General features: G+C 63.1%; 21 protein-coding genes, 1 tRNA gene and 1 pseudogene. 15 read left to right on the top strand and 8 right to left on the bottom strand.

All coding sequences use genetic code 11. The features are described 5' to 3' along the window. Window positions 1-40: 40 nt before the first annotated feature. Window positions 41-895, top strand: coding sequence for a class I SAM-dependent methyltransferase (locus tag ACEN9K_RS04960; RefSeq protein WP_495635294.1), 855 nt, complete (start codon window positions 41-43; stop codon window positions 893-895). On the opposite strand, the gene ACEN9K_RS04955 is transcribed toward ACEN9K_RS04960, so the two are convergent. After that, the gene (locus tag ACEN9K_RS04955) at window positions 880-1,233 is read right to left on the bottom strand and encodes a DUF2516 family protein (RefSeq protein WP_026266062.1); all 354 of its coding nucleotides are present in this window, start codon (window positions 1,231-1,233) and stop codon (window positions 880-882) included. The genes ACEN9K_RS04960 and ACEN9K_RS04955 overlap by 16 nt on opposite strands. Window positions 1,234-1,242: 9 nt before the next feature. Next, window positions 1,243-2,433: a trans-sulfuration enzyme family protein gene (locus tag ACEN9K_RS04950; RefSeq protein WP_018771197.1), complete on the bottom strand. Its 1,191-nt coding sequence runs from the start codon at window positions 2,431-2,433 to the stop codon at window positions 1,243-1,245. A 135-nt stretch (window positions 2,434-2,568) separates the two neighbouring features. Here ACEN9K_RS04950 and tmk point away from each other — a divergent pair, with 135 nt between their 5' ends. From tmk to ACEN9K_RS04925, 5 genes are all read left to right on the top strand, one after another. Further along, window positions 2,569-3,243, top strand: coding sequence for a dTMP kinase (gene tmk / locus ACEN9K_RS04945; RefSeq protein WP_018771198.1), 675 nt, complete (start codon window positions 2,569-2,571; stop codon window positions 3,241-3,243). Further along, window positions 3,240-4,403: a DNA polymerase III subunit delta' gene (locus ACEN9K_RS04940; protein ID WP_056389228.1), complete on the top strand. Its 1,164-nt coding sequence runs from the start codon at window positions 3,240-3,242 to the stop codon at window positions 4,401-4,403. The genes tmk and ACEN9K_RS04940 overlap by 4 nt, the downstream gene beginning before the upstream one ends. Beyond that, a complete protein-coding gene (locus tag ACEN9K_RS04935) occupies window positions 4,400-5,965 on the top strand; it encodes an alpha/beta hydrolase (protein WP_495635293.1) in 1,566 nt (521 codons plus the stop codon). Before ACEN9K_RS04940 ends, ACEN9K_RS04935 begins: the two co-directional genes overlap by 4 nt. A 105-nt stretch (window positions 5,966-6,070) precedes the next feature. Next, window positions 6,071-6,143 (top strand) — tRNA-Thr (locus ACEN9K_RS04930). Between the two features lie 188 nt (window positions 6,144-6,331). Next, window positions 6,332-6,757 (top strand): hypothetical protein, encoded by a 426-nt coding sequence (locus ACEN9K_RS04925; RefSeq protein WP_495635292.1) that lies wholly within the window; start codon window positions 6,332-6,334, stop codon window positions 6,755-6,757. Between the two features lie 311 nt (window positions 6,758-7,068). Here the strand turns inward: ACEN9K_RS04925 and ACEN9K_RS04920 are convergent, their stop codons facing one another. Further along, window positions 7,069-7,842 carry a metallophosphoesterase family protein gene (locus ACEN9K_RS04920; RefSeq protein ID WP_495635291.1) on the bottom strand — a complete coding sequence of 258 codons (774 nt, stop codon included), beginning with the start codon at window positions 7,840-7,842 and terminating at the stop codon, window positions 7,069-7,071. Window positions 7,843-8,547: 705 nt separating this feature from the next. On the opposite strand from ACEN9K_RS04920, the gene ACEN9K_RS04915 reads away from it, so the two are divergent. The 4 genes from ACEN9K_RS04915 (at window position 8,548) to ACEN9K_RS04900 (ending at window position 11,431) form a co-directional block, all read left to right on the top strand. Then, window positions 8,548-8,844 (top strand): helix-turn-helix domain-containing protein, encoded by a 297-nt coding sequence (locus ACEN9K_RS04915; protein WP_495635290.1) that lies wholly within the window; start codon window positions 8,548-8,550, stop codon window positions 8,842-8,844. A 72-nt stretch (window positions 8,845-8,916) separates the two neighbouring features. After that, window positions 8,917-9,150, top strand: a complete 234-nt coding sequence (locus ACEN9K_RS04910) for a hypothetical protein (RefSeq protein ID WP_495635289.1) — start codon at window positions 8,917-8,919, stop codon at window positions 9,148-9,150. Window positions 9,151-9,746: 596 nt separating this feature from the next. Next, window positions 9,747-10,190, top strand: coding sequence for a hypothetical protein (locus ACEN9K_RS04905; RefSeq protein ID WP_495635288.1), 444 nt, complete (start codon window positions 9,747-9,749; stop codon window positions 10,188-10,190). 596 nt (window positions 10,191-10,786) lie between these two features. Beyond that, window positions 10,787-11,431 (top strand): DUF6308 family protein, encoded by a 645-nt coding sequence (locus tag ACEN9K_RS04900; RefSeq protein WP_495635287.1) that lies wholly within the window; start codon window positions 10,787-10,789, stop codon window positions 11,429-11,431. A 57-nt stretch (window positions 11,432-11,488) separates the two neighbouring features. Here the strand turns inward: ACEN9K_RS04900 and ACEN9K_RS04895 are convergent. The 3 genes and pseudogenes from ACEN9K_RS04895 to ACEN9K_RS04885 form a co-directional block, all read right to left on the bottom strand. Continuing rightward, a pseudogene (locus ACEN9K_RS04895) lies at window positions 11,489-11,866 on the bottom strand (hypothetical protein); the annotation flags it as partial. A gap of 92 nt (window positions 11,867-11,958) precedes the next feature. After that, the gene (locus ACEN9K_RS04890) at window positions 11,959-12,801 is read right to left on the bottom strand and encodes a hypothetical protein (RefSeq protein WP_495635286.1); all 843 of its coding nucleotides are present in this window, start codon (window positions 12,799-12,801) and stop codon (window positions 11,959-11,961) included. Window positions 12,802-12,965: 164 nt separating this feature from the next. After that, on the bottom strand, window positions 12,966-13,409 hold the full coding sequence (locus tag ACEN9K_RS04885) for an SHOCT domain-containing protein (RefSeq protein WP_495635285.1): 444 nt from the start codon (window positions 13,407-13,409) through the stop codon (window positions 12,966-12,968). Between the two features lie 137 nt (window positions 13,410-13,546). Between ACEN9K_RS04885 and ACEN9K_RS04880 the strand changes: the two genes are divergently transcribed. From ACEN9K_RS04880 to ACEN9K_RS04860, 5 genes are all read left to right on the top strand, one after another. Beyond that, window positions 13,547-13,873, top strand: a complete 327-nt coding sequence (locus tag ACEN9K_RS04880; RefSeq protein WP_495635284.1) for a hypothetical protein — start codon at window positions 13,547-13,549, stop codon at window positions 13,871-13,873. Window positions 13,874-13,983: 110 nt separating this feature from the next. Next, complete coding sequence (locus tag ACEN9K_RS04875; protein ID WP_495635283.1) at window positions 13,984-15,627, top strand: restriction endonuclease; 1,644 nt, start codon at window positions 13,984-13,986, stop codon at window positions 15,625-15,627. Further along, complete coding sequence (locus ACEN9K_RS04870; protein ID WP_495635282.1) at window positions 15,584-16,627, top strand: type ISP restriction/modification enzyme; 1,044 nt, start codon at window positions 15,584-15,586, stop codon at window positions 16,625-16,627. Before ACEN9K_RS04875 ends, ACEN9K_RS04870 begins: the two co-directional genes overlap by 44 nt. Window positions 16,628-16,673: 46 nt before the next feature. Further along, window positions 16,674-16,910 (top strand): hypothetical protein, encoded by a 237-nt coding sequence (locus ACEN9K_RS04865; RefSeq protein WP_495635281.1) that lies wholly within the window; start codon window positions 16,674-16,676, stop codon window positions 16,908-16,910. Window positions 16,911-17,721: 811 nt separating this feature from the next. After that, complete coding sequence (locus ACEN9K_RS04860; RefSeq protein ID WP_495635280.1) at window positions 17,722-18,444, top strand: hypothetical protein; 723 nt, start codon at window positions 17,722-17,724, stop codon at window positions 18,442-18,444. A 572-nt stretch (window positions 18,445-19,016) separates the two neighbouring features. Here ACEN9K_RS04860 and ACEN9K_RS04855 read toward each other — a convergent pair. Next, complete coding sequence (locus tag ACEN9K_RS04855) at window positions 19,017-22,127, bottom strand: variant leucine-rich repeat-containing protein (RefSeq protein ID WP_495635279.1); 3,111 nt, start codon at window positions 22,125-22,127, stop codon at window positions 19,017-19,019. Window positions 22,128-22,665: 538 nt separating this feature from the next. Then, window positions 22,666-23,115, bottom strand: coding sequence for a hypothetical protein (locus ACEN9K_RS04850; protein ID WP_495635278.1), 450 nt, complete (start codon window positions 23,113-23,115; stop codon window positions 22,666-22,668). Between the last annotated feature and the right edge of the window lie 7 nt (window positions 23,116-23,122).

Below are 23,122 nucleotides of genomic sequence, written 5' to 3'. Positions count from 1 at the left end.
GTGGGCCCGCTTCCGCCAGGGCCAGGGATAGGGTTGTGCGGTGGTTCAAAAGGCTGAACGGGTGAACTCCCCGCAACTATCCGGCAGGACATCCGCCGCCCGGCAGGGCCGTCCGGTGGGCAACGTCACCCGCGGCACCACCAACCCCAACCGGATGCGCCGGGTGGACCGCTGGCTGGCCGGACCTCAGGCCTGGCGCCTGCGGTCGGCGGCTGACCCGCTCGTCATTGACCTGGGCTACGGCGCAACACCAGCCACCGCCGTCGAACTCCATGAAAGGCTCGCCGCTGTCCGGCCGGACGTGCGGGTCTGCGGGATCGAGATCGAACCGGAGCGCGTCCGCGCTGCGCTTCCGCTGCAGCGGCCCGGGCTGACCTTCCACCTGGGCGGCTTCGAGCTGCCCGTTCCCGGCCATCCTGTCCTGGTCCGCGCCTTCAATGTCCTGCGGCAGTACGAGGAAGCTGATGTCCGGGGCATCTGGCAGCTGGTGCAGGGCAGGTTGTCGCCGGGCGGCATATTCGTGGACGGCACGTGCGACGAGATCGGGCGGCGCGTGGCGTGGGTGACCCTCGACCGGGACCGTCCGCTGTCGCTGAGCATCTCGGTCCGTTTCGGGAGCTTCGACCTGCCTTCGGACGTAGCCGAGCGGCTTCCCAAGGCCTTGATCCACCGCAACGTCCCTGGCGAACCTGTTCATGCCTTCATGCAGGCGATGGACCGCGCATGGCTTGGGAGCGCGCCGCTCGCCTCGTTCGGCAACAGGCAGCGCTGGGTCGGCATGTGCCGGGGCCTGCGCGAGGCCGGGTGGCCGATGCAGGACGGGCCGGCCAGGTGGCGGCTGGGCGAGCTGACGGTGGACTGGGCGGCCGTGGAACCTGGTTACCAGGGGCCGTAGGGGCCCATGTTGCGGCTGCCGCCGCGGCCTGCGTCCTTCACTGCGGGACGGACGTCGGCCAGGTAGACGGAGGCTGCCACCACGGCGGCGAGCCCGAAGAGGCCAAGGGTGCTGATAATGCCGCCACCGGCGCCGAACAGCGAAATGATGCCCACCAGCAACGCACCGCCGGTGAGGGCAAGCCAGAACGTCTTGGTCCGCTTGCCCGTGGCTTCGAAGGCGTTGGCCCGGTGCCTGGCACAGTCCACGAACGCCCACAGTTCAAGCCCCAGGGCCACCAGGCCAAGGATAAAGAACACTGCCTGCTCTACGTACGCGATAATTATTCGACCGTCCACAAGCCCAGCCTAGCCCTCCAGCGTGTCCAGCGCCTGCTTCAGGTCAGCCCACAGGTCCTCAACATTTTCCACCCCGACGCTCAGCCGAACCAGGTTTTCGGGGACGCTGGCGGGTTCCGCCGAGTGCCGGCGCCGCCGTTCGATCAGGGATTCGACCCCGCCCAGGGAGGTGGCCGGCAGCCAAAGCTCCAACGCCTGCACCAGCTTGTCCGCGGCGTCGGCGCCGCCCAGGCCCGCCGTGGGTGCCACCTGGACACAGATAATGGAGCCAAAGCCCTGCATTTGTTCCTTGGCGCGGGCATGGCCGGGGTCGGAATCGAGCCCGGGGAACCGGATGGAATCAATGGCGGGGTGGGCGGCGAGGCGTTCCGCCAGGATCATTGCCGACTCCTGCGACCGTTCCACGCGCAGCGCGAGGGTCCGCAGACCCCGCAGTGCGAGCCACGCTTCGAAGGGACCCGCGATGGCGCCGTGGATGATGCGGTGGTGGAGCAGCGACGACCGGATGTCCGGATTGGAAGTAACCAGGGCGCCAAGGACGACGTCGGAGTGCCCGGCGAGGTACTTGGTCACCGAGTGGAGGACGACGTCGGATCCGAGCTGCAGGGGCTGCTGCACCAGTGGCGTGGAAAAGGTGTTGTCAGTGACGACGATTGCCCCGGCTGCATGGGCGGCCTCAGCGACGGCCGGCATGTCCGCTATTCCGAGCATGGGGTTGGTGGGGCTTTCCAGCCACAGCATGGCCGCGGCTTTCGCCGACGGGCCTTGCGGTGCCAGGGCATCCTTGACGGCGTCCGTGTCGGCAATGTCCACGGTCCGGAGTTCGATGAATCCTTTTTGGGCAAGTTCCGTCGCCATCACCAGGGAGCCGGAGTAGCTGTGGTTGGGCATGACCAGCACGCCGCCGGCAGGGATCAGGGACAGCGCGGAACTGACCGCCGCCAGCCCCGACGCGTAGAGCAGTCCGGGAAGGGCAGCTCCTTCAAGCTGGCCGAGGGCCTCCTCAAAGGGATCCCAGGTGGGGTTGGAATAGCGGCCATAACCCCGGTCGCCGTCGCCCAGCGGACCGGTACCGAAGTAGGTGGAGGAAAGCGTGATGGGAGGATTGACCGGCTGGTCCCTTTCCCGCGGCGGACGCCCGGCCGCCACCACCACGGTCTCGGGTGAAAGGGAAGCGGCCTGGTGCTCGGAAAGACTCATGGTGAAAAGCGTACTGTTCCTGCCGGATCCGCCGGAAAGCGGTGTCGTTTTGTGGACGGCTGCCGTTCACCGGACTGCCGCCTTCGAGGTAGCTACGGATCGGGAAAAGTCGGTACCCCTCGGTAGGCTTGAGAAGTGAACAAACAGAGGGCCGGCGTATTCATCGCGTTCGAGGGTGGCGATGGTGCAGGCAAGTCCACCCAGGCCGGCCGGCTTGCGGCAGCATTGGAGTCCCTGGGCTACACCGTGCTGCGCACCCGGGAGCCCGGCGGCACCCCGGTTGGCGAGAAGCTGCGGTCGCTTGTGCTGGACCACGGCAATGGCGACATCGACGCGCACACCGAAGCCCTCATATTTGCGGCTTCCCGGGCCGCGCACGCCACCCAGGTAATCCGCCCGGCTCTTGGCCGCGGTGAAATCGTCCTGACGGACCGGTACATCGACTCCTCGGTGGCCTACCAGGGTGCCGGCCGCAACCTGGGCCTGGACGCGGTGCGTTCCCTCAATGAGTGGGCCACATCGGGCCTCCAGCCCCACCTCACAGTCCTTTTGGACGTTGACCCCCAACTTGGCCGCCGCCGCCGAACTGCCGGCCAGGCAGCGGAAGACCGCCTGGAATCCGAGGCTGACGAGTTCCATACCCGGATCCGGGAGGCCTTCCTTAGCCTTGCTGCGGACCGCCCGGAGTCGTACCTGGTCCTCCCGGCCCACCTGCCGGTGGAAGACCTTGCCGCTCAGATCCTCGCCCGGGTGGAAACCCTCCTTGCCGTTCCTGCCGCCGCAGCAGCCACGGACGGCGGTGACTCATGACCGTCTGGGATGACCTCCAGGGCCAGCCCGCCGTCGTCGAACAACTGCGCCAAGCCGCCGGCGGCGAAAGCCTGACGCACGCCTGGCTGTTCACCGGTCCGCCGGGGTCCGGCCGCTCCAATGCCGCCAAGGCGTTCGCGGCCGCACTGAACTGCGACCAGGAGGACGTGGGCCAGCGTGGCTGCGGACAGTGCCAGGCCTGCCACACGATCCTGGGTGAAACGCATTCGGACGTGACCTTCGTGCGCACAGAGAAGGTCACCATCACTATTGACGAGGCCCGCGAACTGGTGGCAACCGCCGGCAACCGGCCGTCGTCCGGGCGGTGGCGGATCATCGTGGTGGAGGACGCCGACCGCATGGCCGAGCGGACCACCAACGTGCTGCTCAAGGCCATCGAGGAACCCACGCCGCGGACCGTGTGGATGCTCTGCGCGCCGTCCCCGGCCGATGTCCTGGTGACCATCCGGTCCCGCTGCCGAAGCGTTGCCCTGCGGCTGCCGCCCGCGTCGGACGTGGCAGCGCTGCTGGTCCGGCGCGACGGCGTGGACCCTGCCCTTGCGGAGCAGGCCGCCCGCGCTGCCCAAAGCCATGTGGGCATCGCCCGGAGGCTGGCCAGGGATCCGGCGGCAAGGGAACGCCGCCTGGAGACTGTCCGCTTCCCGCTGGGGCTGCGCGGCGTAACAGCGGCGGTCATGATGGCGGACAAGCTGGTCAAGATCGCCACTGCGGAGGCCAACAGCTCCAACGAGGAACGCGATGCAGCAGAGAAGGCCGCACTGCTGGCGACGCTGGGAGCACCGGAAACCGGCGCCCTCCCCCCGGCCATGCGCAGCCAGCTGAAACAGCTCGAAGACGACCAGAAGCGGCGGGCCAAGAGATCCATCACGGACTCCCTGGACCGGACCCTGACGGATTTATTGTCCTTCTACCGCGACGTCCTGATCATCCAGCTTGGGAACGCCGTGGAGTTGGTCAACGTTGAGCTGAGGAGTGAGCTGGAAGAGTTCGCAGCCCGCTCCACGCCGGAGGCCACGCTGGCCCGCATGGACGCCATTAACAAAGCCCGTGAACGCATCACCACCACCAACGTTGCCCCGCTGCTGACCATTGAGTCCATGGCTGCCAGCCTGATACAGCCCTCCAAGGAGACCCGATGACTGCCCGCCCCCTGCCCGCACGCCACAGGTCCCTGACGGTCGCTGTCCGCGCCGCCGCAGCAATGGCCGTGGCCGTTGTCCTGGCCTCCTGCGGCCTCCTTGGTGGCGACAAGAACCCGCCGGAAGCTGCCACGGCCAAGGCTGACCCCTCCATCGTGGCGTCTGCTCCCGCAGGGCTGGAAAAGTTCTACTCGCAGCAAATCGTGTGGGAGCCCTGCGAAGGGGAATTCCAGTGCGCCAAGGTGAACGTGCCCATGGATTACGCCAATCCCGGCGGCGACACCATCCAGATCGCAGCGCTCCGGGCACCCAGCACCGGTAAGAAGACCGGCAGCCTCCTGGTCAATCCCGGCGGCCCGGGCGCCTCCGGTTACGACTTTGTCAAAGACGCTGCCGGAACCCACTTTTCAGCGGCTGTCCGCAACGCCTACGACCTCGTGGGCTTCGATCCGCGTGGCGTGAAGCGCTCCGCTCCGGTCACCTGTGCCACGGACGCCGAACGCGACGCCGCCCGGGCCAAGATCTACGCGTACGAAACCGATACCGGGCTGGCGGCGGCACTGGCTGACAGCAAGGCAATCGCTACCCAGTGCGCGTCACAAACAGGCCCCGTCCTGGGCCACATCGACACCGTCAGCGCCGCGAAGGACCTGGACGTGCTCCGCGCGGTTGTGAACGACTCCAAGCTGAACTACCTGGGGTACTCCTACGGCACGTTCCTGGGCTCCACCTACGCCTCGCTTTTCCCGGACAACGTAGGCCGGATGGTCCTCGATGGCGCCCTCGATCCGTCAATCAGCAATGAGGACCTGACCAGCGGCCAGGCCCGGGCCTTCGAAAAGGCGCTCCACAGCTACGTGGCCAGCTGCCAGAAGCAGACCAAGTGCCCCCTGGGCGGTGATGTCGACTCCGGTGTTCAGCAGATCCGGGACCTCATTGACTCCATACGGCAGACACCCCGCACGGCCAAGGACGGGCGGCTGGTCAATGCAACCCAGTTCGTCAGCGGCCTGATCACCCCGCTCTACAACGACCAAAGCTGGCCGGCCCTCACCCAAGCGCTGGAGGCCGCCGTTTCCGGGGACGTCAGCCTCATGCTCCGGCTTGCCGATATCGGTGCCGACCGGGCCCCCGACGGCTCCTATACGTCCAATTCGGCGCTCGCTTTCAATGCGGTCAACTGCCTGGACTACCCCATGGTTTCGGACGCCGCGGGCATGCGGGCGGAGGAAAAGCGGCTGGAACAGGATTCACCCACCTTGGGCTACTTCTTTGCCTACGGCGGAACCATCTGCGCAGACTGGCCGTACAAAAACGTCCGCACGCCGGCGGCGGTGGAGTACAGCGGCGACTCCCCCATCGTGGTCATCGGCACCACCGGCGACCCCGCAACCCCCGTTGAATGGGCAGCGTCACTGCGCAAGCAGCTGGGGAACGCCTCCCTGCTGACCTGGAAGGGTGAAGGACACACCGCGTACGGCCGGGCCAACAGCTGCCTGGAGGATTCCGTGGACAACTATCTGGTCAGCGGCAAGCTGCCGGCCGACAATACGGTGTGCTGAGGGTCGCAGCAGCGTCACGCCGGCCATTTTGACCGGGGCGGCGGGACTCTATTACAGTTGACTCTTGCATGAAGCGCCCGGTTCGTCCGGGGGATTTGGTGCGGTGCTTCCTTAGCTCAGTCGGTAGAGCGTTTCACTCGTAATGAAAAGGTCATCAGTTCGATTCTGATAGGAAGCTCGGGATAAACCCCGGACAGCCCCTGTTTTCAGGGGTTTCCGGGGTTTTTCGCTGGTTAAGCGGTGAAGTCTTCCTGAGGGCAGGGCACACTTATGGCACACTTTGATCTCCTTCCAAATACTTCTGACTCGTAGAACTGCGATTCTAGCCATCACGGAGAAGCTCTGGCCGAAGACTATGGTGAGGCTATGAGCCTCATGGAATGGGCCGCTGACCTCGGCTACACCCTCAAGTCATCCGGTCACGGCCTTGAGCAGGTCACCTTGGCGTCAGCCGAAGATTTCAAGGGCTGCGCACTCATCCTCGACACCGCTCGAACAGTCGCAGCTGCAGCGGGATGGCCGGTTACCGAGCTATCACCGAAGGATCTCAGGGAGCTGAAGTCTCTTCCACGACACGGCTACCTGATAATTCACGCAGGGTCGGGCCGGCTCCCTCACGAGGTGCCCACAGCCGTGGCGGCATTCCAGCACTTAGTCGGTGAAGATTTGCAGGTTGCCCTACTGGTCTTGGGCACACCGAAAGTCATTCGGACGCTGCGACGAGAACCAGGACTGGGTTGGCTGAGCCGCGCATGGCCCGTGAATGTTCCGAAGTTTCCCGAGGAAGGGTAATGGAACGGTGGCCAGTGATCCGCAGCCGGGACAACCTCCTCTAGCGCAGCTGTTGCCTGGTGCATAGCACCAAAAGCCCAGCCAAGCACCCCTAATCAGGGGCGGGAGCGGTTCCACCCTGCGACCCAAGGGCCCACCTACTCGCAAGGAACTCCTTTGGGTCCCGATCAGATGCCCACGACCATGTCAGGACCGAATCCAGGCTTTACGCCCGCCGCCGCAGACTGCGCCGAGACGCTCAACAAATTTCGGGCCGATCGGCCGGTCTAATACCGGCGGTCATTAACGCAGCACGGCTTGGACAAAGCGGTTCAGGACCGGATTCTCAGCGGGGTGACCTCGGGCATGCTATTCTCCGCCCATTGGACAACAACTACGTTCCCGCCCCAGGAGCCCTCGTGGGCAAGGACGTGAGCGGCCGTGACGGTGCCGTCGGTCCAGATAAGCTCTTGGCTTCTGCGCTGATGCCAGTGCCCGGAGAACAGCAGGGCGGGTTTGAGCACCTCGACGGTTCTCTGGAGCAGTTCTCTTGTCTCCTGTGCAGCAGACATGACATCGGGCGGCAGCGCGAGCCCCTCAAGTCCATGGACGCCAGCAGGGACGTCGTGCGTCAGGAGTACCTCCACTGGAGCCGAAGCGAAGAGGCGTTCGGCTTCCGCTGGTGTCGGTTCCTCTAGGTCAGCCCAGAGGTCTTTGCTTTCCGTCCGCCATCGCCGGTCAACACTGTATGCACCCCCGAGGCCCCCGATGCGGATACCCTGGTGCTCAATAACAGTCCCTCGGGGGATGTAGCTCATCCGACTAGACAGCCTTCTGGTCCCGTCAGGATTAGGGCGCAGCTCGCGGAGTTCCCGGTGGTTGTCATGGTTGCCGTCAATGAACAGGAATTCGATGTCGGCTTCGTCGAGCAGTTGGTCGAGGCGCTTATCGAAGCGACCTTTTTTGGGCCCGGGCCATCGAACGGCTAGGTCGCCGACGTGGAGGAGCAGGTGGACGTCCTCGTTCTTCAGCGTTCGGACGACGGCTCGGGCGATGCTGAGGTCGCCATGCCAGTCGCCGGCGACGGCGAAGCGTAGGGTGTTCACACTGCCACCCTTCTGATGATTTTAACGGGAGTTGTTGTTCTCGTTGTCTCGATACCGTCGCCCCGGACGTTGATTCGGAAGACAGCTCGCCGCCCGAGCTGAAGTTCAATAATTCCGAGTAAGGGCACAGCCTCCCCGTCCCGCCTTAGCGGTACCGCCTCCCATTCGCCCTCAGCTGGTGCAAGGGAGGACCGGACGACTGAGCTGGACTCAGGTCCAACACCGAGAAAGTAGGCAGATCCTGAAGCGGTAACTACTAGATACCGACCGTAGTCGAGGTCGGTGACGGCATCTACCGATTCGGCGTCGATAGACCGGGTTCTTAAGAGTCGATTTTCATGCTCGGGTTGCGGAGTCTCCATCATTCGGCCTCACTGCTCCCCGCAACTTCAGATGCCCGTGGTGCGGTGGGAAAGTCCACGGCGAGGTAAGCCAGCCTGTCCTCCAGCATGTGGCGGCAACGCAAGTCCATCCTGTCGTCGACGTACTGCGGTATGCAGTTGAGGAAGGTTCGGAGATCGCGAATGGAGACTGATTCTGAAAGATCGAGTCTGACCTGTACTGCCAAAGTTGGTTCCCCTTGTCTTGGAGGTGATTTAGGTCCCATGTCCAACTAGTTGGACAGACAACCAGGTCCTATCCTAGTGACATTGGACGGTGCCCGTTCCCCGCAAGCCCTCCTCCCAACAGCTAGAGGTTTGGAGCATGCGCCGCAAGGCGGTGGGGGCTCGGATACGGGAATTACGACTGGAACGAAGTCTGACCCAGGAGGAGCTGGGAAACGCCTCAGGAATGGATCGGAAGACTGTCCTGTACGTCGAACTGGGCCAGAGGAGTTTGAGCTTTGAGCGCCTTTGGGACATCGCAGCGGTGCTGGGCGTTGACGTGGTCGAGCTCTTTTTCCCACCTGAAAGCATGCCCGAGAGGATCATTTATCGTGGTGGCCGGCGTCGCCACCGAGATCGCAACTTAACTTCTCAAGAGTCGACGCCAGAGCCCTAGCGCAGAGCAGGTCGAAGGTCCTGCAACTCACGCCCTCGTCCAACCTGCCATAGTGCCTCACGCAGGGGGCTGATGGGCAGCACGAACTCCAGATTCTCGGATCCCTTCCTTTACGGCATTCGTCCACGGGGACGTCCTTTGATCGACGATAACTCGACCATCAAAGGCTCCCAGACTCCCTTTTGGAAGCAGCTCGTTGTGGATTGCCCGTACAACCGGCATCTCGATATGCCCCGCATGTCGGACTGGCGGAAGTGGCGCGAAGCGGTCTATCCGATGCTGGAGAAGACCTTCGCGATGCACTGACGGTTTAGACCGACCGGCCCGCAGCCCCGTTTTCGGACTGCGCGGCGGGCCTTTTGGTTCCCCGGGGATTGAGCCTCGCGACCGCCAAAACAGGCCCTTCCGAGTGAAAACCCACCCTTTTGAGGGCCAAACCCACCCCGTACCAGCCCGAAACCGACCCCCGGTCGGTCTAATTCATACCCCGTTTTGCCGCGGATTCTAGCGGTTTTTAGGGTCGGCGGAGGGGGTAAACCGACCAGACCGACCGGGGAACAACATCTCCATGAGAGAGCAGTGATGTTAATGATTCCCAGCTCAGAAAACATCATCACTGTGAGCCCCTGTATGTGTGTGTGTTTTAAGGTAGGTAAGTAGGTATAGATAGATAGATAGGGCCTACCTCCCTTTATTCACGGGCTTTTTGGATCAAAATTTAGACCGACCACCCGGTCGGTCTTGGTCGGTTTCGGTCGGTTCGACACCGACCGCCCGAAAACGGGCCTTACCGGTGAAAGATGTGCCGTTCCTCGCCGCAGGGTCACCGGTGAGGAGGAATGATGCCCGCACCCGGGATTGAAGCCCGCTGTTCAAGCGCTGCCGCCGCACACGATGCCGGTATGAGCACCTCACCAGTGAACCGCCAGCCGCAGCGCATCCCTGCCGGCGGCCAGTCCGCCCCTTCCGCCCATCCTAAATTCGCCGTCGCCCTGGCCCCGGCCGCGCAGCCCATCATCCTCGCCCCGCGCGAATCCGAAGACTTCACCGAGTATGCCGACGGTGATGTCATCGTCCGGCTCTCCGTGCTGCGCTCGGACGACGGCGGCACATTCCATGTCGAGGCATCCAAGTTCCTGAACTTCAAGGACATCATCCTGCCCGCCGACCTGGGCACCGACGAGGCCGGCCGCGATGCCTGGCTGGACGCCAACAGCCTCATCATCGAAAGCTACCTCCGCGACCGCTGCGACGCCGAGGCGGACACCACGACTGGGAGGACGTCCGCACCGAATGCGGCGTCTCCATCCAAGCTGACTTCATCACGGGCCCCAGATCACCCGTGAGGCGTCGAACCGGTCGAAGAGGGTCCGTAACGGCCGCGGTCAGCACCGCGCACCGTCCCGCCCGTGTGCCGCCACCGTTCGCCTTCGGCGTCAGGAGGCACCCGCCTCCAATGCGGTCACGCAGCGGACACCCCTAGAAGTGCGATTCAGACCCGAATGGCCCAGCATGGAACATCCAAAGCGGGGCGTGCGGCATTAGTGGCTGGGCCTACGCATGGTCTAGTGCAGAGACGTGAGCCCTCCGGGTGTTCGCGTTCCAGGCTTCTTGAAGGCCGATTGTTTGAGAATTTCACATTGCACCGCCCCTGAGGGGTCGGCGCCAGCGGCATGATCATGTGGCAGGTGCGAGAAAGTAAGAGGGCACCGATGGACATCAGGCCTGGCGCAAGGGTTGAGGAGTTAGACCAGGATTCCGCGTGCGGAAGAACGGAAGCTCCAACAGCACCCAGCTGAACGCAATTGATGACCCACGGCGCTGCTACCCAACTCGCATATTCTTTCCGGGCGGCCAACTTCTGCTGCTCCCCGACCAGGGATCGTCTTTCTGGTACCGCGCCTCCGAGGGCAGTTGCTCGGACTCAACATACGATGTCGTCATGATGACACCGTTGAGGGTTGGGGCCGCACAGGTTGATTTCGAGGAGGCAAAGGTCTGGGCAACAGAGTATTTGGTTGGGAGACCGGGTGCATCGGCGTACCCCGCCTACGACGGGTATCCAGGATCGGACAGCGATCTGATCGCGCCGCAGGATCTTCTGGCCGTGACCTTACTCAATGTCTCGAACAAGCCTCTAAAGGTCTACTACGGCCTGCAGAGTCAGCTGGATCTTCTCAACGAGCGATTGCAAAGCCCGGATCTGAAGGGCAGCCTGCGCGACGCCTCGGCTGCCACCTTGGAAGCTATAGCCAACCTCTTCGACGTCATGGAAGAGAAGCCCGCCGACAACGTAAAGCTCACCACCTTGTCCAAAGTCCTCCACCGCAAACGCCCTGACCTGCTGCCACTCTTCGATGCCAAGATCCGCTACTGCTACACCGACTGTATCGGCGCTCCCGTTCCTCCCAAGAAGAATCGAAGCAAGCGGGATTACCGGCTCGCATGGCTGGAGGCGCTGCAACATGATTTGGATCAGCAACATGCGCAATGGGAGGAAATCGCTGCTCTCGCCCCCGGTCCACACATTTCGCCGCTGCGAGCCTTGGACATCATTGGCTGGGAGCTGGGCGGGCGCAGGAAGTGAGGGTTGTTTGCGCTCCTGGGCCAACCACGATGCGACAGCGACGCACGCTTTCGCTTCGATCTGGGTGTACTTCCGATCCTCCTCTGCGCCGCCGGACGAGGTGGCCCCTAGCATGCGGCTGATCCAGGCTAGGGAGGTCCCGGTCGGGAACTGGATGGCCATCTTGGATTCGGCACCGGAGATCGCAAACAGGACCATCGTCGTCGTGGAGGGTACCGATTCGATGTACTCGTCGTAGGACTGCATGACGATCGACTGGCCGGTGACCACGGACTTCACCCGGACCTTGGCGGTCAGCTGGGTTGCCCACTGGCGGGCGAGGGATTCGAACGCAGTCCCCAGGACTCGGGCGTGTTCCCTGGCGAGCGTGGTGGGGCGTCGGAAGTCGTACAGTTCAACGGTCTTCTGGGGCTTTTCTGTGTCCTGTGCGCTCAAGGAGTCAGGACCGCCCGGGCAGAAACGGGCAGGGAAGGGTCAGCCATGGATCCTATGTGTGCGGAGAGGCGCGGGTGTCACCCTGGGTCAGGCTATTGGCCCCAGGGGACGTAGGTGTTCATGATGCTCGTGCCGCCCGGCAGCGCAACAACCGGCCCTTGCGGGCAGTCCGCGTAGGTCCGGAAATCTGAGTAGTAGTCGACCGAATCTTTCGGGTTCACGTACCAGGCGGCCGTGGTGCGGAGCATCTCCGTGAGGATTCCGGTGCTCTGGACTGTGTAGGTCAGATCCTGTCCCGGCTGAAGGATGATCTGCGACGGCCGCGGCTGGCCAAGGGGCGGCACCCAATCGAACTCGCCGGTGAGGTAGAAGGTTACCCTGCCGTTGACGTCTAGGCCCTTCACTGAGGGGGCACTGTTGAAGATGTAGACCGGGGCGGTCGTGCGGTTCCGGATTAGTCCGTGGCCGAGAACGTCGGCCTCGGTGCTGATGTCCGCGACCGTGGTGTACCGCTCGTTAACCACCGTGACGTCCGTCAGACCGGACTCCACCACCCCGGACGGGCACACCGTCTGGGGTATTGCCGCCGGAGCAGGACGCTGCGGCTGCTGCTGTGCCGGCGGTATCGGTGCCTGCACCGTCTCAATGACTTTAGGCGCGTAGGCGGTGGGCTCAGGCATCGGCCGGCTTGGGGCTGAGGCGGGTGCCGGGGACGGCCGGGGCGTCGCGGTGGCCGGGACGGAAGTTGGGGCCACAGCTTGTAGGGAGGCTGCTGGTCCCGGCTTCCCCGTTGAGCCGGTCTTGCGGTTTGCCGCCGCGCGCTCGGACTCCATAACGCCGGCCATGACTGCGCCAACGGCCACTCCGACGGCAACGACGGACGCCAGAACGATCAGGACGATCTTCAGAGTGCGGTTCATCCGCGGGCCGGTCATACCGGAAGTGTACGCAGCCTCCGCTTACAGCGCGGTTGTTACACCTTCTCCTGTGCCCTCAGATGCAGCCAGCACTTCCGAAGGGCCAGTACGGCCATGCGACGTCGCCCAGGTCCACGCTCAGGCGCCCGTTGTCGGTCTTCCGGGCGCCGGGGCGATTCTCGCTATAGCTGCCTCATCAACTCCGTGCGCTTGAGGTCGTACTCGGAGATGCTGATTAGGCCCTGATCCTTGAGCCGAGCAAGGTCTTCTAGCCGGCTCGCGACTGTCGGCTCCCCCGCTGCCACTGCGGGCGCCGCTGCACGGTTCTTCCCGATGGCCCGGATGATGATTCCGACCAGGACGAGGGCAATGCCGAGCACGATCAGGATCCACGTCGGTACGGCGGTCGCGGCGATGCTCTTCTCGCAGCTTCTGGCGGCGCCGCCGAGGCTGCCTCCGAGCGTGTCGTACAACTCGGCGACCCGGCTCTTCGGACTGAAGACGCTGCCGCACATGCTACCTGCGCTCATCGACCCGATAATGATGCCGATTATGGTGACGACCGGTCCGACAATGACCAGCCACAGCCAGCCACGCACCGGTGCGTGGAGACCTTTTTCGGACATGATTCCCCCTTTGAAAATCTGAATGATGCAGAGGGCATCATATCCGCAGGCAGGACATCTCCCGCCGGCGCCCGGACCTTAGCATTCCCGTGCCGGCGGCCGGGCAGTATCCTGCTCTGAAACGAACTGGGGGGATCATGGCGGAGACTGAGACGGAGAAGCTTGGGGACGGCGGCTCGATGGAGCTGATCCGCGTGCCGGCCTGGGAAGTGAAATACCGGCTGACCGACAACCTGGCGCACTTCGTCTGCTGCCGCGACATGGACTGGCGCAAGGCTGCGTGCGGCTATGAGGAACCGGACATGCCGATCCTGAAGGAAGCCAGGGTCGTCTGCACCATGTGCGTGGAGGTCATCCGGGGCCTCGGCGGCGAACCGGGCGTCCCAGTCTGCCCCTACGACCAGCAGGCCTGCCCGGACGACGAAGAGATGGACCGAATCATCGAGGAGCGGACTTCGCGGTAGCTTTTACGGAGCAGGCTACGTGTGAGTATGTCGGCTGCCAACTGTAGATCGTTCCCTGTGTAGCGGTGCAAATTGCGAGTGGCCGATTCGCATAAGGCAAGATACTTCCCATGGGTTCAGCAAGTTTCGAAGACGTCCTTGATCGTCTGTATTTCTCGGCGAGTGATCAGCACGACAAGGGCACCAAATTCGAACACCTGATGAAGCGCTACCTGGAGTTGGAACCCAAATACGCAGACCAGTTCTCAGACGTCTGGCTGTGGACCGAATGGCCGGGCCGGAACGGGCACGTCGACACCGGCATCGACCTGGTCGCCAAGGACCGCTACACGGGCGAACTGACCGGGATCCAGTGCAAGTTCTACGACCCTGCCCGGACGCTCGATAAAAAGCAGATCGACTCGTTCTTCACCGCCGTCGGCAAGGCTGACTTCTCCTACGGCATGGTCGTCTCCACCACCGATAAGTGGTCCAAGCACGCCGAGGACGCCCTTGAGGGGCAGTCCAAGCCGATGACCCGGCTCCGATTCGCGGACGTGGCCGACTCCACTATTGACTGGTCCGAGTTCAGCATTGACGCCCCCGAGCAGATGAAGCAGCTGGGCGGCAAGGAGCCCCGCAAGTACCAGCGCGAAGCGATCGATGACGTGAAGAAAGGATTCACGGAGAGTGACCGCGGCCGGCTGATCATGGCTTGCGGCACCGGCAAGACCTACACGTCACTGAAGATGGTTGAGGAGATCGTCCCCATCGGCGGGTCCGTGCTGTTCCTGGTCCCGTCCATTGCGCTGCTGCAGCAGACCCTGAACGAATGGACCGCCCAGGCGTCCGTTCCGCTGCGGCCGCTGGCCGTCTGCTCCGACACCAAGGTTGGCCGCAAGGAGCACGAGGACGTCAGTGTTCACGACCTGGCGTTCCCGGCCACGACCGACCCCTCGAAGCTCCTGATCCGGGCGAGGATCGGCACTGGCCAGGAAGCCATCACTGTGGTCTTCTCCACGTACCAGTCCATCGACGTGATCCACCAGGCACAGAAAGACGGCCTGCACGAATTCGACCTCATCATCTGCGACGAAGCACACCGCACCACGGGGATCACCGAGGCGAACAACGACGACTCCGCGTTCGTACGGGTGCACGACAACACCTATATCGAATCCGGCAAACGGCTCTACATGACCGCAACGCCGCGGATCTATGTCCAGGAGGCCAAGGCCAAAGCCGGCCAGGACGACGTCAAGATGTACTCCATGGACGACGAGGCCATCTATGGTCCCGAATTCCACCATCTTGGCTTCGGCAAAGCTGTGGAGATGGGCCACCTCGCCGACTACAAGGTCCTCGTCCTGGCCGTGGACGAGGAAGCCGTCAGCAAGTCCTTCCAGGGCCTGTTCGAGGCGAACGGCGACCTCAACCTGGACGACGCTGCCCGGATCGTGGGCTGCTGGAATGGGCTCTCGAAGCGCGGAGTCAACGGAGAGCGGTTGGAGATCTCCGACGGAACCCCAGTGCGGCGGGCGGTGGCGTTCGCCCGGAACATCAAGGAGTCCAAGAAGCTGGCCGCCGACTTCGAACTCGTCGGCCAGCAACTGTTGGTCAATCAGGGCGAGACGGACACCGCACCGGCCCTCAAGCTGGAGGCCGAACACGTCGACGGCACCTTCAACGTGTTGGAGCGTTCCGCGAAGCTGGATTGGCTGAAGGCCGAGGATGCCGGGGCCGATAGCTGCCGCATTCTCACGAACGCCCGCTGACCCGAGGCGATTTAGTTGGTCCCGTCGCCTGCAATCACGGTACAAGAGCGGAAACGATCTGGTCTTCAGCAACGGTGCGCTTCGCAGCGCGATCTACCGCCCGTTCCAGAGGTCATGGCTTTACTTCGGAGCAGGACTGAACGAGGACACCCGACAGCTGCCCGCTGTCTTTCCTACCACCGAGGCCGTCAACCAGGGCATCTACATAACGTCTCCCTCGTCCCATTACCCGACATTCGAAGCCCTCATGGTCGACTCCGTTCCGGATTTGCACATGCTGGACACGGGTCAGTTCTTCCCCCGCTATACGTACTCCGCTTCAGCCTTGGGAACGCTTTTCGAAACGGCTGAGGGCGAAGTGCAGAGGGTAGACAACATCACCGACGCCGCCCTCGACGAGTATCGTGCCGCTTACGGCCCGGCCATAACGAAGGACGACGTCTTCCATTACGTGTACGGGGTGCTGCACTCTCCTGAGTACAGAGCTACTTTCGCTGCCGACCTCAAGAAGATGCTCCCCCGAATTCCACACGTCCTGGGACTCGAAAGGTTCCAAGCCTTCGCCGACGCCGGCAAGGCACTCTCTGACCTGCACATCGGCTATGAGTCCCTGGCGCCGTATGCGCTAGATGAAGTCGGTATCGGGCTGGCAGACGAGCAAGACGAGCATGTTCGGTATTCAGTGAAGAAGATGAAGTACGCCGGCAAGGCAGGAGCCTGGGACAGGTCGCGCATCATTTATAACGCCCATATTAACTTGGAGGGGATCCCCGAGGAGGCTCACCGCTATAAGCTGGGCTCTCGATCAGCGGTTGACTGGATCCTGGAGCGGTACCAAGTCAAGACGGACAAGGCTTCGGGCATCGTCAACGACCCAAACGACTGGTCACGCGAGCATGATCAACCCCGCTACATCGTAGACCTGATTGGCCGCGTTGTGACGCTCAGCTTGGAAACCAACCGCATCATTGGCTCGCTACCGACGCTCGGAATCGACTAAGTAACCAAGCTCGACCGAGGGACGTGACTCGACTTGAAAGGAAACCATGTTTCATCTGTTCGACGAGGACGCGCGGACGAGGTCCCAGGTACAGGCTGATCTAGACTGCGTGGATCTGACCATCTCAATGTACGCGGTCAGCGACCGTGAGGGGGCGCGTAAGGCCGGTTCAGTCTTCCGCGCCGAGAAAGACGACTGGGTAGCTGTTAGGGGGACGTACGGGCAGTTCAAGGCAGAGTCCGGGTTCTCATCACTGGGCATGCCGGTCTATGAAGAAGCGTGAGGTCTGGGTTGTCACCGACAGGTTGAGCGGTGGCGGGGTCCTCCGAATCGCGGGTGCCGCTGAGGTGCATCGAACTTCCGATGCCGGCGAGCTGGCCTGGATTTGGGTACACCCACTCCGTCGTGGTGCAAACAAGAAGTGCACGCATTCGCTGGTAGATCGCCTACGGCACGAGTACGGTACTTTAGTTCCTCTCCCTGAGGACACCGCTAATGGAGACATCACGCAGGCCGGACGTCGGTTCTTAGATCATTACTTTCCTGGTCCGCAGACCTGACCTGTCCGGCGCCGGTCCTCTCACCCATGAGCGCCTCCAATCGAACCTTCCAGGCCGCAGACGCAATTAAATCGATCAAGTGGGTCCCACGGAGTAGGTTGCCATGCGCACGAAGGCCGAAGTCCTGACGGGGGGCCCTCAGTTGCAAACCCGCGTCCAGGAGCCCGAATCCCGGTCTCGGCCTGAATCTAGTGCCGACGGTTCACACTTATGGTAACGCCGGAGGGCGTTACGTTGAGCGTGCCACCGGCATATGCAAGGACCGCTAGCGCCGCGACCGCGAGGCCAACCCCGACGAGGTTGCGCGGTGAGCGGGTACTGTCCCCGGAGACGTGGTTCGTGTCGCCGACGTGGTGACGATGACGTGTCTGGTCGTCCATGTTCGTAGCTCCTATCGTTAGCCGTTGAGTAGACAATGCTACGCATAACTCAGTAAACGATACAAGTGCATACACCTCTGATATTGTTGCCTCTATGAGTCAAGGTATGAGACGCGGAACACCAGCAGCAGAACTCTTCGGTAACCTGCTCGCCATGATCCGAACCGCTGGGACCGCCGACTCCATGCGGTTGCTCGGGCAAAAGATCAGCGCGCCAGCCGCCACCGTCTCCCAGATCGAGAAGGGCCAACGTGCACTCAAGATGCCGAGGATCGCAATGTGGTCCAAGGCTCTCCACATGGACGAAGGTGACCTTCTCGAACTCTGGTGGTTGTCCCAGGGCGAGGTTCTCGTCGGCGATCGGCGCAAGTTCTACACCGAGGCAGGCGAGGGACTCGGCACAGCCATGCTGGATGCCGATATTGTTGAGGTCTTGCGTGAGCGGCCCGATCTGGAACCAATCTATCGTCTCGCTGAACTGATCACAGCAGTCTTGAAGAAGGTTCTTCCGTCCGCGTCGCTCCAGATAGATCCGCTCGAGTTCGAGCCGCTTTACATCGACAATATGTACGCGGGCTTGGCGCTTACCGAGTCGGAGGCAGACGAGCAGAACGAGCATGCCGCAGCCTTTGTCCCTCTACCCGTCATCGGGTGTTACTGGGACACGCCGGGTGGGCGTGATCCTTCAGAGAGATTTCGTCTGCTAGTGCCTCTCCTCCAGAAACCCACGCCGATAGCGCGGCCTCGCGGAAGGTCTGTGAAGTCCGTAGAGCTGGAAGACCTCATCCGTGACCTGTCAGGGCCTGAGCGGGAGCGCGTACGTGGCTACATCGAAGCAATCGTTGAACAACGACGCCCGGAACCTAGGACCGCTTGACGGGCTGCAGTGTCGGACGGCTTCTGCCGTTCGACACTGACCAAATGGGAGCGTTGACAGCAGCCTTAGGGCTTCAAGGCCAGCATGGCACAGGAGGCCTCGTCCGTACCCCCGGGCAGCAGCCGCCGACTACAGGTCTCCGTCGGGTGTGTTGACCCACCGACGTCATCGCGTCGAAGCTTTCTAGGGCCTCCAGGCAGGGTCCGGAAGGAATTCTCCCCAGTCCGTTAATTCCCCATAGGTACGTCCCCGTCCGATGAGTCCGCAGGAATGGTCTCTGTCGAGGACCAGCCGGCTTCCACCGTCAATCAGAACCCACGCAGTCTCGTCCTCGTAACCGTATTCCGCAACGGTGTAATCCTCGCACTGCCCGCCTCCCAGATCGGCGCCGACGCCTCGTAAGTGATGGATCTTGCCTGTTCTAACGAGACGATGGTCCTCCAGCCAGTTACCTCTTAATTCTGACGACCGGAGACGAAAAAGGGCTGACCTTCTATCCACCCCTGCACTGTCCAGCGCCACACTTCAAAGGTGCACCTCGTAGCCACCCCACATCTCGCCTCGTGCTAGGATCAATAGGGGATGTCCGTTGCCCCCGTGTCGTCCGGCAGATCTCCGCCACTCAGGGCCAGCACAGCGGTGCTCTTTCCACTTACTAGGGAAGCGCGGGACTGCAGGAAGCCTTTGGCGACGAAGCGGACAAGAGGACTGCCGTCCTGGGCCAGGGCGTCAAGAACCTCCTGCGGGACGTCCGGGTTCATCGCGACGAGAATGGCCAAGTCGATGCTTCGACCCGCGAGCTCAAAGAGCAAATCCGGTGGGGTTCCGGCATTGAAAGCGACCGCCTGGCGGACTTGGTAGTCGTCGTCGACGGCAAGCGCGCGCATGACTTCGATAGGAGCGTTCGGATTGGCGGCCACCGCACGGCGAACCTGAGCACTCCGCCGTTCGCCACCAAGCATCCTCAGCAGGTCAGCATTTGCCGCCGGGCTGAAAGCCACTGTCATCCTCACTTCCGCCTTCTTATCTGCAACCATCCGCTCCAGGACCGCACGGTCCGGTCCCGACCGCTGTCGGGCCAACACCAGTTCGGCTTCCGCCTCCCGAACAATTTCCTCGGGCGCCGCAGGGTTTTGCATCGCGGCTGTCCGGACACTGTCCGCGGTGTCGCTGAGCAGGGCTTCCAAGATGCTTTGCGGGAGGCTCCGATTCGCGGCCGCCCCGGCCCGGACCTGAGGCTCCTGGTCGTGGGCAAGCTGCTCGAGAACTGCCGCGGTTGTACCCACGTTAGCGGCTATCGATGCCCGAACGCCGGGATCGGGGTCTCCAGCGAGCTGCTCCACCAGGGAGTCTGAAATACGTGGATTCGATGCGACCTCCCGGCGTAGGTCCTCCTCCGTGCTTCGGGCCAGGCGGGCCAGGGTCTTTCCGCTTGTGCGGTCATCGCCAGCCACCATAAGGCGAATGTCGGGGCCGCGCCTTCGGCTCTTCGATAGCCGGTCAAGGGCACCTTCAATCACCGGGGCCGGCAGGTCAACGTTGGGTCGTCCTCTCACTAGTCCAAGTACTTCCAGCAGGGCTTCATCTTCGTCTGCCAGCAGCAGGGATTCTGCGATGGACCCGGCCGCTTCAGCGGGACTTACCGGGTTTTCCAGTACCGCCAGTCGGACATCGCGATGACGGTCCCCGGCCAGACAGGTGAGGGTGGACGGCGGTGTTGCGTGATGTCGGGCCACCGCCGCGCGGACGCTGGCGTCTCTGTCCGAGGCCAATCCGATCAGGGCGGGCTCCGGCGCAGACCCGAGCGACGCGAGCATCACCCGGACTGCGACTGATCTGTGGGCCTTCAAGGCCCCGATAAGTCGCTCGTGATCTTCGGCCTTCAGGGTCGGGTTTTCGGCCAGCATCGCTAGCACCTCAGGCGGGGAGTCTTCCATCAGTAGCAAGAGTGCGCTGTAAGGGGTCGACGGGTGCGCGGCAAGAACGCAGAGTGTTTGGCGCTCATATTCGGCGGCGGTATATGGCCACTCGCGCCGGGGACCCAAACCGGCGGTGCGGAACCGCAGCCTCGCGTCCCTAGATGCCCCGAGATCGGCCAGGAATGCCGTCAAATCATCGGCCCGGTGGTGAACAGAGCGTTCCAACGCGTGCCAGCGTATCTCAGGATCAGGATCGCTGAGAAGTGATGAACGCATCGCGGATTCGATTAGTGGCAGCTGGCCGGCGGCCACCCTTCGCACCCACGCAGGCCGGTCCGCGCGGACAAGATCGGTGAGGACCTCTTCCGGGAGACCAGCCCGCAACCACTCCTGGACGTCCAGGCTCCGGCCAGTCTGCCAGCCCCAGCGGTAGCTCGCCCAGGGAATCGAAAGCTGGGGTCCGCCACCGAGCATGAGGAGGAAGTCCGAAAACCAGCGCGTTTCCAGCGCCGATTCGTCCCGGTCTTGATTGATGCGAATCCGGCTTGGGTCAAGCGTTGTGCCCGTGTGCATCTCCGGGGTTGCCCCGGCGTCCAACGCGGTTCCTGCATCGGTCACATGGGCATCCTGGTCGCCGTCGTGGCTGATGCCACCAGTGACGGCCTTCAGCTGGGGCCGCGGAGCGCGTGGATTCCGCTCTGCGGCGCGCCTAACGGCCAGGCTCCGATCGTGGGCGAGAGCCTCCAGCAGGTCCTCAGGTGCATTCGTGTTGCTGGCAACCCCCTCGCGCACCAGCCAGCGGGCGTCCTCGGCCAACATCCGGACAATGGGCTCCGGCGTCGACTCATTCCGTCCCACGCGGCGGCGGATGTCGGCGTCCTCGTTCCGCGCGAGCTCGGCCAGCATGTCGAATGGGGTGTTCCGGTTGTCGGCGACGTACTGGTGGCGACGCCGCTCCGGTACAGGCTCGCACCGTCCAATCTGTGTCTTGGCGGTCGCCTTGATGAACCCTTGCCGCAGGGATGGCAGCAGTTCCTCTGCGTTCCCGCCCAGGAGATCATTAAGGCTCCAGCTGGGCATCAGCCGCTGGCGCGGCAGCCAAACGCCGACGCGGCGGATTCCGAGGCCGTCTTCCGTGTCCAGCATTACGTAGCCGAGCAGCTGACGCAGGAAGTCTCGGAGTCTGCTGACCGTCAATGTGCTGTAGACCTTGCAGTCGATGAGGGTCAGCCCAATCATCCAGTCCGCGTCAGCGCCACCGACAAGTTCAGACCCGGCGAACTGCGGGTTTGGTTCGTAGCGGACTCCGGTGGCGATTTGCCCCTGCCAGGCTTCCAGCTGATCAGCGTTGGAGGACATCAACGATCGCAGGTTGGCCAGGTCCCGCGGATCAACTTGGTCGGCGAACGCTTGTCCGTCCATTGCCTGGTCGCAGGACGTTCCCAGCAAACCGGTCATCACCACCGCACCCTTCCGGGCCACCTGGTCACAGAAGGCCAGAAGAATGGCCGCCCGGTCTCGGTCTACGTCGTTGGAGGGTTCCTGCAACAGCATGCCCGCGACGTCGAAGGCTTCGGCGAGGATGCGTGTGCGGTGCGCGCCGTTCTCGAGGGAGGGAGCAATGACCGGCAGCACTGAAACGCCGGCGGCTGCCATGGAATGGCGTGGGTCGAAGCCGCCCAGTTCGATGCGTGCGCGAAAGTCGAAAGCCGTGCCAGCCAGGCGGGGGTCAGCCCCTTGGAACGGGGACACCACGGTGCTCATGCTGGCTAGCTCCGGCAGTCCCAAGTCCGCCGCGGCCGTGCGGGACGACTCAGTGCGTCCGACCGAGGCTTCAAGGCGCGGGGATATGCGGTCCAGGTAAGCACGCTCCGGCGACTGCGGGTCCTGGAGCAGCGATGTAAGGCTCATCGCCTGACACTCTATCCGTGCGGGAGGGACGCTGCGCGAGATCCATCAGCACTTGAATGCCGCGGCCGCCAGACGCATTGCTTCCCTTCTCAAACTAACGTTGATTAGTTCAGCGGGCTTGGTTTCAGCTGATTCCCTGCCTGGGAGTTCAAAGCACGGGCCGCCTGCGACGATCTCCACTGGATTCCCGGCACAGACCCAAGCTTCGGCAGAGGAACGGCTGGATACTCCCGAAACAAAGGTGTCTCACTAACCCTCTAGGGTTTGTGAGACCCTACGGTGAGACCGACTTGGTGAGACACTTTTCAACGCTTAAATGTCTCGTGGGGCCCATGTGGACACTAGTCTCAAAAGCTAGAGTTTGTGAGATGGTCCGAGGGCCTGCGGTCGACTACTGCCAGGCGGTGATCGGGAAGACGGGCGACGCCTCCCCTTCCTGGCCAGCAGCCTCCCAGGCGAAACGCTCGTACAAGTCGTCCAGGGCAGTCCACCGGAACAAGTTGCCCGCGGTGTCGATCGCGTAGAACTCGTAGCGGATCCCGTCCACGAGATCCTGGCGAGGAAGGATGGCCCCGCCTCCGGGGATCAGCGTCGGCAGGCCCGGACCGGCGATGACGTAGGCCGGCAGGACGACGCTCTGATCGGCCGGGAAGGTCCCGCCCGATCCGATGTCACGGAAGCCCCCGTCACCGTCCGCCACGGCGTGGCAGTCGTCGGAGTCGATGGTGATGGTGCCCTTGGGAAGCTTCTCCCTGGCTTCCGCGGTCAGGACGCGGCGCTCGGCGGGCAGCAGCGCATTGAAGCCATGGACGATGGATACGAGGGACGGTATGACGGTCATGGCTGAC

Source organism: Pseudarthrobacter sp. Pseusp20 (assembly GCF_059492155.1).
Note: the sequence above shows the minus strand (reverse complement) of the source record. Positions and strands in the feature narration are given on the sequence as shown.